This is a genomic window from Paludibacterium sp., from assembly GCF_019232825.1.
GTDB lineage: Bacteria > Pseudomonadota > Gammaproteobacteria > Burkholderiales > Chromobacteriaceae > Paludibacterium.
On sequence record NZ_JAFAND010000129.1, the window covers coordinates 1 to 9911 of the forward strand.

Annotated in this window: 7 protein-coding genes; 6 read left to right on the forward strand and 1 reads right to left on the reverse strand. The window is 63.5% G+C overall.

Features of this window, described 5'->3' with window-relative positions; all coding sequences use genetic code 11:
• The 6 genes from JOZ06_RS16685 to JOZ06_RS16710 all read left to right on the forward strand — a co-directional run.
• Window positions 1-151, forward strand: a 151-nt coding sequence (locus tag JOZ06_RS16685; RefSeq protein ID WP_293234245.1) for an ATP synthase delta/epsilon chain alpha-helix domain-containing protein, incomplete at its 5' end; no start/stop codon positions are given.
• 163 nt (window positions 152-314) lie between these two features.
• Entirely contained in the window at window positions 315-3926 is a 3612-nt protein-coding gene (locus JOZ06_RS16690; RefSeq protein ID WP_293234467.1) for an AAA family ATPase, read from the forward strand.
• An 89-nt stretch (window positions 3927-4015) separates the two neighbouring features.
• The gene (gene glmU / locus JOZ06_RS16695) at window positions 4016-5380 is read left to right on the forward strand and encodes a bifunctional UDP-N-acetylglucosamine diphosphorylase/glucosamine-1-phosphate N-acetyltransferase GlmU (RefSeq protein WP_293234469.1); all 1365 of its coding nucleotides are present in this window, start codon (window positions 4016-4018) and stop codon (window positions 5378-5380) included.
• A gap of 28 nt (window positions 5381-5408) precedes the next feature.
• Window positions 5409-7238, forward strand: a complete 1830-nt coding sequence (glmS, locus tag JOZ06_RS16700; protein ID WP_293234470.1) for a glutamine--fructose-6-phosphate transaminase (isomerizing) — start codon at window positions 5409-5411, stop codon at window positions 7236-7238.
• Between the two features lie 745 nt (window positions 7239-7983).
• A complete protein-coding gene (locus JOZ06_RS16705; protein WP_293234471.1) occupies window positions 7984-8253 on the forward strand; it encodes a helix-turn-helix domain-containing protein in 270 nt (89 codons plus the stop codon).
• Window positions 8246-9586 carry a HipA domain-containing protein gene (locus tag JOZ06_RS16710; protein WP_293234472.1) on the forward strand — a complete coding sequence of 447 codons (1341 nt, stop codon included), beginning with the start codon at window positions 8246-8248 and terminating at the stop codon, window positions 9584-9586. The genes JOZ06_RS16705 and JOZ06_RS16710 overlap by 8 nt, the downstream gene beginning before the upstream one ends.
• 90 nt (window positions 9587-9676) lie before the next feature.
• Here JOZ06_RS16710 and JOZ06_RS16715 read toward each other — a convergent pair.
• The coding region (locus tag JOZ06_RS16715; RefSeq protein WP_293234473.1) for a M24 family metallopeptidase at window positions 9677-9911 on the reverse strand (235 nt) is incomplete at its 5' end.

Here is a 9911-nt window from a genome sequence, read left to right on the forward strand (position 1 = left end):
TGAAGCGCGCGCCAACGAGGCCAAGCGCAACGCCGAGGACGCGCTGAAAAAAGCCAGCGACGATCAGGACACCGCGCGCGCACACGCCGCGCTGGCGACCGCGATTGCCGAGCTCAAGGCGCTGGACTACCTCCGCAAGCGCCGTCACTGAGCCCCGCTGGGGACGCCGTACACGAAGGGCTGCCGATTGGCAGCCCTTTTTATTTGCATGTTGTCAGACCCTCCCGTTAGCACCCCGTATGCAAAGTGCTTGAAGTTGAAACATTGCTCATGAAGAATACGTTCTACTACTACATGTTATGTGCAACTTGGCCATGAGCCTGTTCGTTTCCACTTTGGGGGTTCCCGCGGTCTTTCTTCGCCAGCCTGACGGCACGCTGGCGCCGCATCGGCTGCGCTATCGCAAGTCGTACGCGCTGCTCGGCTTCCTGCTGGTCGAGCGCGGTTACTGGCACACGCGCGAGCGCCTGGCGGACATGCTTTGGCCCGAACTGTCGTCCGAGGCGGCGCGCAGCAATCTGCGCCAGGTGCTCAAGGATCTGTCCGGGATGTTGCAGCGAGCTGGGGTAGACGCGGCGCTGGTGGTGGACCGCTGGCAAGTGGCGCTCTATCCGCAGGCCGGGTTCGAGGCCGATGTGCTGTGGTTCGATCCGCCCCATCTGCGCGCGTTGCGCGCCGCGAGCGACGCGGCGGCCTTGGCGGCGCTGTTGCCGGATGCGCCGGTATGGATGCCGCGGCTGGAGGGGGAGTTTCTGCATGGCGGCGATGCCGGCGGCGAGGGCGACTTCGCCGAATGGGCCGACCTGCAGCGCCCCGTGCTGCAACGGATGCGCGAGACCTTTCTGCGCGAGTTGTTCGAAGCCTGCCTGCGCTGCCGCGATGCCGAGCTGGCGCAGGCGACGTTGGCGGCCTGGGCCCGCTGCGAGCCGTTGCGGGACGAGCCGGTACGACTGATGATGGCGCGGCTGGCCGACCAGGGACAGTACCAGCCGGCGCTGCAGCAATATCAGGCGTTGGCGCAACGGCTGCAAACCGCGCTGGACGAAGCGCCGGAGGCCGATACCGAGGCGTTGCGCCAGGAGATTGCGCGCCGGGCCAGCGCGGGCGCTGCGCCGTCGGCCGGCGCGACCGTGGAGCGGCGTCATGTGGCGCTCTTGTACGTGGCGCCGGATAGCCACGCCGCCATCGAGCGCTTCCAGGCTTGGGAGGACGCGGTGTCGGCGGCGGCGCAGCGATTCGCCGCCGTGCGGTTTTCCGGTACCGGCATGGGATGCTGGCTGGCCTTCGGCTTGTCCGCGGGCGATGGCCAGCCACTGCGGCAAGCACTGCAGTGCGCGCTGGTTTTGCGGGCGCAATGCCCGCTGCTGATGCCGCGCGCCGGCGTCAGCGCGGGCCGCATCATGGTGGTGCCCGCGGGCGAGGGTACGCGGCTATTGGGCGAGACGCCCGAATTGGCCATGCGGCTGGCGCTCGGCGCCGAGCCGGGCGATATCCTCTACGCTGGCGCGGAACCTGATTTTGGCACGTTAGACGATGCATGGCGGATCGTGGCGCGGGACAGTGTGCCCGGCGTGGGTGGCGGGCTGCGCTGCTGGCGCTTGATGACCGATGACGCTGCCGTCGAGCCGGCCGCCGCGGCGCGCCTCCTCGGCCGTGAAGCGGAGCTCGGCCAATTGCGCGAGGCGCTCGCGCATGCGGCGGGCCGTTGCCGGATGGCGTCGGTTGTCCTGATGGGCGAGGCGGGCATCGGCAAGTCGACGCTGTTGCGCGCGCTGGCGGAACTGAGTGCGCGCGAGGGGGCGGCGGACGTGTATTGGGTGCGGCACCGTCCGGAAACGCGCCACCTGCCGTTGGCAGGCCTGGCGGCGACCTGGGCGGACACGGTGGGCGTGCGTCCGGCCATGCCTTGGGACGAAGCGCTGCGCCGCGTGCGCGCCTGGCTCAGCGCGCACGCGCCGGACATGGACAGCGCCGCCGTGCCGCTGGCCGGCTGGCTCGGCATCTGCCCCGCGGGTCAGCCGCCGCCCAGCCTGGATAAGGCGGTGCTGTTTCCCATTTTGTACGACATGCTGCGCAGCTTGGCGCGGCAGCGGCCATTGCTGCTGCTCTACGAAGATATGCATTGGGCCGATCAAACCACGCTGGAGTGGCTGCGCCACGTGGTCGCGGTTGAAGCCGACTTGCCGGTGCTGCTGGTGATGAGCGCCCGCGGCGACTGCGGCGCGCCCGGAGCGCCGTTGCCGCTGGCGCCGCTCGACGATGCGGCGCGTTTGGCGCTGATCGATCGTCTGGATCTGGCGGCGCGATTGACGCCGGCGCGGCGGCAGGAGCTGGCGCGCGCCAGCGGCGGCCTGCCGTTCGGCATTGAATACCTGGTGCGCGATTGGCTCGACGATCCGGTCGAGGACTCTACGGTGCGTGCCGCCATTCAGCATCAGTTCGATCAATTGGGCGACGGCAAGACGGTGCTCATGGCTGCGGCGGTGCTGGGGCAGACGTTCGATCCCGCCTTGTTGGACAGCCTGGTGCCGGAGGCGCCGGTGGCGCAAGCGCTGCGCCAGGCGCGCGCGTTGGCGATCGTGGTGACGCAGGACGGTGGCGAACGCCTCGCCTTCCGCCATGCGCTGTTGCGCGAGTGCGCGCTCGACATGATTCCACCGCCGCAATGGCGCGCCTGGCATCAGCGCATTGCCGAGTCGCTGACGGCAGCCGGCGGCGAGGAACCGGCGGTGATCGCGGCACACTTTGAAGCTGCACAGCTTTGGCCGCAGGCGGTCGACGCCTGGCGCCGCGCGGCCGAGCAGCGGCTGCAGGCCGAGTTCGCCGCCGACGCCGAAGCTTGCGTGCGCCAGGCGATGCAGATCGTCACCCGTTTTCCCTGGCTGTTCTCCGCCGCGCAGCAGCATGTGTTGCAGCTGATGCAGGCGGCCACGCTGCAACTCGGCCAGGGGCTGGGCGACGCCGATTCCAACCGGCTATTCGCCGCCATCGCCTCGCTCGACCCCGCCGAGACCGGTAGCGAGCAACACTTCCGCGCATTGGCCGGTTACTACATGGGCAGCAGTTCGCAAGGTGAGCAGCGCGGCATGACCACCGCCTGGCATCTGGAGTCGGTCGCCAGCGACCCGGCGCAGCGCGCGGTGGCCTGTTTTGCCGTCGGCAACAGCCTGTTCTGGCGCGGCCAGTTCCACAAAAGCGGCCACTATTTGCGCGAGGCGGTCGCGTTGGCCGATGTCTTGTCGCCGCCGGAGCGCGTGCGTTATCTGAACGATGACCCGGTGTTGATGTGCCAAGCGCTCGATGTTTGGAACGGCTGGTTCCTGACCGGCGAGGGCGGCGTGGCGTCCGAGGCGGTGACGCGCGCGCTTGCCGCCTCGCCACGCGTGCATACCGCCTGTTTCGCCATGACGGTGTTGAGCGCGGCCGCCTTTTGCCTCGGCGATACCGGGGCGGTGACGCGCTATTCCGACGCCGCGGGCGAAGCGGCCGTGCGCCACGGTTTTGTCTTGTGGCAGCCATTCAACAGCCTGTTGCTTGCCTGGGCACGGGCCAAGCAAAGCGGGCAGGCGGCGCTCGAACCGCTGCTGGCCGAGGTGGGGCGGGTCGAGCAGGCCTATCGCTCCGGCGAGACCACGGCGTTGTGGTTCGCCGCCAGCGCGCTCGAGGCGGCGGGGCGGTATGCCGACATGGCGGCGATCATTCCCCGGGCAATGCAATCGGCGCAGCAAGGCGAGGATTTCTTCTGCCTGCCGGATTTGTGGCGGCAGCAAGGGGCCATCCACGCCGCGCGCGGCGAGCGTGGCGCGGCGCGGGATTATTTCGACAAGGGTCTGGCGTTGGCGGACTGTCAGGGCAACGTCGGTCTGGCGCGACGATTGCAGCAGGCGCTGGCGGCCCTGTCCCGCCCCGAGGGCGTGCCTAACTGACCGAGATCTAAAAGGAAACGCGCGAATCGTGTATAGTAGGCTGTCCCAAAAAGGGCGGCCTTTTCCTATTTTTGACTCTGAACACTCCTATGCAACGTCCAAGCATCGTCATCCTCGCTGCCGGTAAAGGCAAGCGCATGTATTCGTCCATGCCCAAAGTGCTGCACCCGATCGCGGGCGAGCCGATGTTGGCGCACGTCATCCGTGCCGCGCGCGCGCTCGACCCGGCGCGTCTGGTGGTGGTGTACGGCCACGGCGGCGAGCAGGTGCGCGCCCGCATCCAGGACGCGGACATTCAATGGGTCGAGCAGAGCGAGCAGCTCGGCACCGGCCACGCGCTGAAGATGGCGCTGCCGGCGCTGCCGCAGGACGGCACCACGCTGGTGCTGTACGGCGATGTGCCGCTGACCCGGCCGGAAACCCTGAAAGCGCTGTTGAAGGCCGCCGGCGCCGGCATGGCGGTGCTGACCGACATCGTCGAGAATCCGGCGGGCTACGGCCGCATCGTGCGCGATGCCGCCGGCCACGCCGTCGCCATCGTCGAGGAAAAGGATTGCAACGACGAGCAACGGCAGATCAGGGAAATCAACACCGGCATCCTGGCGTTGCCCAATGCCCAACTGGCCGGCTGGCTTGGCGCGCTGAAGAATGGCAATGCCCAGGGCGAATATTATCTAACCGACGTGCTGGCCATGGCGCACCACGCCGGCGTGCGCGTCGGCAGCGCCGTGGTGCCGCACTCCTACGAGGCGGCCGGCGTCAACAACAAGGTGCAGCTGGCCGAACTCGAGCGCATCTATCAACACAATCGCGCGCTGGCGCTGATGCAGGCCGGTGTGACCGTGCTCGATCCGGCGCGTCTGGACGTGCGCGGCGAGCTTTTGTGCGGCCGCGACGTCACGCTGGACATCAACGGCGTGTTCGAAGGCCGGGTGGAATTGGGCGACAACGTTACCGTCGGCGCCAACTGCGTGCTGAAAAACGTCAAGGTTGCCGCCGGCACCCAGATCGCGCCGTTTAGCGTGCTGGAAGACGCGATCGTCGGCGAAGCCTGCAAGATTGGCCCGTACGCGCGCCTGCGCCCCGGCGCCGAACTGGCCGCGCATGTGCACATCGGCAACTTCGTCGAGGTGAAGAAGAGCGTCATCGGCGAGGGCAGCAAGGTCAATCACCTGACCTACGTCGGCGACGCCAGCGTGGGCAGCAAGGTCAATGTCGGCGCCGGCTGCGTGACCGTCAACTACAACGGTGTCGACAAGTTCCGCACCGTGATCGAGGACAACGTCTTCGTCGGTTCCGGCACGCTGATGGTGGCGCCGGTGACGCTGGAGGCCGGCTCGACCGTCGGCGCCGGCTCCGTGGTCACCAAGAATGCCCCGGCGGGCGAGTTGACGCTGGCCCGCGCGCGCCAAGTGACGATTCCGGGTTGGAAACGTCCGCAAAAGAAATCCTAAGCATCGAGATCATCCAAGGAAATAGAGCATGTGTGGAATCGTAGGAGCCATCGCCGACCATAACGTCGTACCGCGCCTGGTCGATGGCCTGAAGCGCCTTGAATACCGAGGTTATGATTCGGCCGGCATCGCCGTGCAGACCGGTGACGCCATCGAGCGCGTGCGCCGCGTCGGCCGCGTGGCCGAAATGGAAAATGCCGCGGCCGAACAAGGACTGCAGGGTTTCCTCGGCATCGGCCATACCCGCTGGGCCACCCACGGCGGCGTCACCGAACCCAATGCGCACCCGCACATCTCGCATGGCGAGGTCGCCGTCGTTCACAACGGCATCATCGAAAACCACGAAACCCAGCGCGAGCGTCTGAAATCGCTGGGTTACCACTTCGAGTCGCAAACCGACACCGAAGTCATCGCTCACCTGGTGCACCATTACCTGCAGCAGACCGGCGATCTGTTCGAGGCCGTCAGCCGCGCCGCGCGCGAGCTGGTCGGCGCTTACGCCATCGGCGTGATCTCGCTGCGCAGCCCGGATGAGCTGGTGTGCGCGCGCATGGGCTGCCCGTTGTTGATCGGCTTGGGCGAAGGACAGAATTACATTGCCTCCGACGTCTCCGCCATCGTCGCCGCCACCCGCCGCGTGATCTTCCTGGAAGACGGCGACCTGGCGCATCTGACGCGCGACAGCGTCAAAATCGTCGATGCCGCCGGCCAACCGGCCGACCGCAAGATCCACGTCTCCGACGTGTCGCTGTCGTCGCTGGAGCTGGGGCCGTACAACCACTTCATGCAGAAGGAAATCCACGAACAGCCCAAGGCGCTCTCCGACACCATCGAGGCAGTGCTCGACGCCGGCTTCGCGCCGTCCTTGTTCGGCGCCAACGCCGAGGCGGCGCTGAAGGAACTCGAAGGCATCAAGATCCTGGCCTGCGGCACCAGCTATTACGCCGCCCTGACCGCCAAGTACTGGATCGAAAGCATTGCCGGCGTGCTGTGCGACGTGGAAATCGCCAGCGAGTACCGTTACCGCCAAGCCTGGGTGCACCCTAAGCATCTGGTGGTGACCATCTCGCAATCGGGCGAAACGCTCGACACCATGGAAGCGCTCAAATACGCCAAGAGCTTGGGCCACACCACCGCGCTGTCGATCTGCAACGTGGCCGAGAGCGCCATCCCGCGCGCGTCCGAACTGGTGTTCTACACCCGCGCCGGCGCCGAAATCGGCGTGGCCTCGACCAAGGCCTTCACCACCCAGCTGGTGGCGCTGTTCACCCTGGCGGTGACGCTGGGCAAGCTGCGCGGCCGTGTCGACGCCGCTACCGAAACCGAATACCTGGAGGCGCTGCGCCACCTGCCGGGCAGCGTGCAGCACGCGCTCAACCTGGAGCCGCAGATCAAGGCCTGGGCCGAACGCTTCGCGCCCAAGAACGACGCCTTGTTCCTCGGCCGCGGTCTGCACTACCCGATCGCGCTGGAAGGCGCGCTCAAGCTGAAGGAAATTTCCTATATCCATGCCGAGGCCTACCCCGCCGGCGAGCTGAAGCATGGTCCGCTGGCGCTGGTCGACCACGACATGCCGGTGGTGGTGATCGCCCCCAACGACACGCTGCTGGAAAAGGTGAAGTCGAACATGCAGGAAGTGCGCGCCCGCGGCGGCGAGCTGTTCGTGTTCGCCGACCTCGACAGCCATTTCAGCGAGTCCGAGGGCGTGCACGTGATCCGCACCCCGCGCCACGTCGGCGTGCTCTCGCCGGTGGTGCACGCCATCCCGGTGCAGCTGTTGGCCTACCACGTGGCGCTGGCGCGCGGCACCGACGTCGACAAGCCGCGTAATCTGGCCAAGAGCGTGACGGTGGAATAAGCGGTTTCGGTTGGTCGAAAAATGTGTTTACGGACAATAAAGTTGCGTCATAGACAATAAAGTTCAGTCACAGACAATAAAGTTAGATCGCAGCCCGGCAGGGGGACTTGCCGGGCTGTTCGATTAAAAACAGGCTGAATTGCCCACCAGTCTGAACACGTAATGGTCGGTGTGTCGCTCGGCACAGGATTGTACTCAATCGTATTACCAAAGGTCATGCCAGACATCAGTTCAAATAAATGCATAGGTCGAGGAAGATTGGCTGGCACCGCTTTCGCAGTAGATGCAAGCTGCAGAGTCGCCTTTTGACCCATATGTTGAAGTAACGAAGTGCTTGCTCCGGTGTCATGGCAGAGGACACGAATCACGACAGCAATGCGTATAGCTTCCTCGACATGGCCTGCGTCATATGCGGCGACAGAATTCCTAAGAAAAACAAGATGCCGTCTTAATTGTTGAACCAGATCTGGTAAGGGATGCTCATTGTTGAAATCCTACATGCGGAATGAGTATGTTTTAGGTGCGTTGCCAATGCCTAATTTATTTGATCGCATAAATATCAGGGTTGCCTTCATTATTCTGGATGAATTTTATGCAATCACATAAATTTTGATGATCTTACCACTTAATTGAACCTAATTTATGCGATCGAATAAAATACATTGACTCTTGGGCTCGCCATGATAGAAAATGATGCGATCGCATAAAATGTGCATGCTTAGAGCCAATGGCCACAAGAGGGAGCATGGAACGCAATATGTCCAGACCGATCGCCCGCCTTCAAAAGCGCGTCTCCTGCAGCAACGCCGTTACGCTCGGTCAAGCGGTTGCCAACAGCCGCCGTAAGCAAGGCTTGACGCAAGGCGAGTTGGCCGAGTTCGCCGGAGTTGGGATCACGTTCGTGAATCAGCTCGAAAAGGGCAAAGGAACCGTGCGTCTCGAGTTGGTTCTCAAGGTCCTGCAGACGCTGAATGTTCAACTCGAACTGATTTTGCCGGAGTTCCAAGATGACTGAAGCGCACCGCCTCAATGTGTTCTGGAACGAAACCCGCATTGCTAGTCTGGCAGAACAGGGGTCGATCTGGCGCTTGCAGTATGATCGTGCATGGCTCGACGACCCGCGGTGCTTTGCCATTTCTCCAGCGCTGCCTTTGCAAGTAGATGCGCACGTGGATGGCGCGAGCGTGCGACACGTCCAATGGTTTTTTGACAACCTGTTGCCGGAGGAGGCCGCGCGGGGCTTGATCGCAAGAGATGCGCACCTTTCACAAGAGGACGCGTTCGGTCTGCTCGCGTACTATGGTGCGGAGTCGGCAGGTTCACTCACTTTGCTGCCAGTCGACCAAGTCCCTCAGCCGGGCGGGGTGCTTGCACCGCTCGATGATGCGACGCTGGCGAGTTGGATCCGAGCATTGCCCAGCGTTTCACTGGCAAGCCGGACAGAAAAGCGGATGTCTCTGGCCGGCGCGCAACACAAGATGTCGGTTAATTTGGTGGGTGAGCGCCTGTTTCAGCCCACTGCCGCACTACCGTCCACGCACATCTTAAAACCGGAGCATTCCAGACCGGATGATTACCCGCATACTGTCATCAACGAGTGGTTTGTGATGACACTGGCCGGCTTCTCGGGCCTGAAAATTCCGTCGGTGTCGCTGCGCTTTGTGCCGGAACCTGTGTACGTGATCAAGCGTTTCGATCGCTTCGAAATGGGCTCTGAATGCCTCCGGCTGCATGCCTTGGATGGCTGTCAATTGCTCGGCTTGGATCGAATTGCCAAATATCGTCAATGTACCCCCGAACAACTTCATGCGATCTCGCAAAGATGCCTGACGCCCATTCCGGCACGGCAGGAGATCTTCCGGTGGTTGCTGTTCAATCTGATGGTGGCAAACGACGATGCCCATCTGAAGAATGTGTCGGTGCTTGCAGAGGGGGATAAGTACCAACTGGCACCTTTCTACGATTTGCTGAGCACTGCGATCTATGCTGATGAGGGGATGCAATGGTTCGACCGAATGCTTCCCACCCCTTGGGCCGAGAATCGCACCTATGCGGACCTGCGCTCACGTGAGGATTTGTTCTCGCTGGGCACCGCATTGGGGCTGCCGCCAAAGTTCGTGGAGCGGACAGTCGGGGACTTCCTTGCCAAGTTCGAACGAGCAGTGTATGCCGCCTGGCAAGCGATGATGCACCGCTTTGATAGCGAAGATGTTCCGGCGCTGTATAAAGAAGGTTCTAAGCGGATGGTCCGCAATATCTTGTTTGCGCCAATTCGCGAAATGTCGCTCAAATGTGGCCTCTCCATCGATATCAACGCAGTGATTGCGCCGACACAATCGGGCAAATAGATGGCAGTGTGAGCGGAAGGTGAAAAAGCAGTGTGGTATCAAAAAGCGAGGCCCGGGTAGGCCTCGCCGTTTATGTGGTCGAAAAACCGCCTAGCTATTCTCCGCCATAAAGCGCTCGAACGCCTCGCGCTCCTCATCGCGCAAGGTCAACACCTTGCAACCGTCCCGCGTGATCAGAATCGTGTGCTCGAATTGCGCCGACAAGCGCCGGTCCTTGGTGGATACGGTCCAGCCGTCCGGATGCAGCTTAATCTCGCGCCGGCCTTGATTGATCATCGGCTCGATCGTAAAGGTCATCCCTTCGACCAGCGTAATGCCCTGGCCG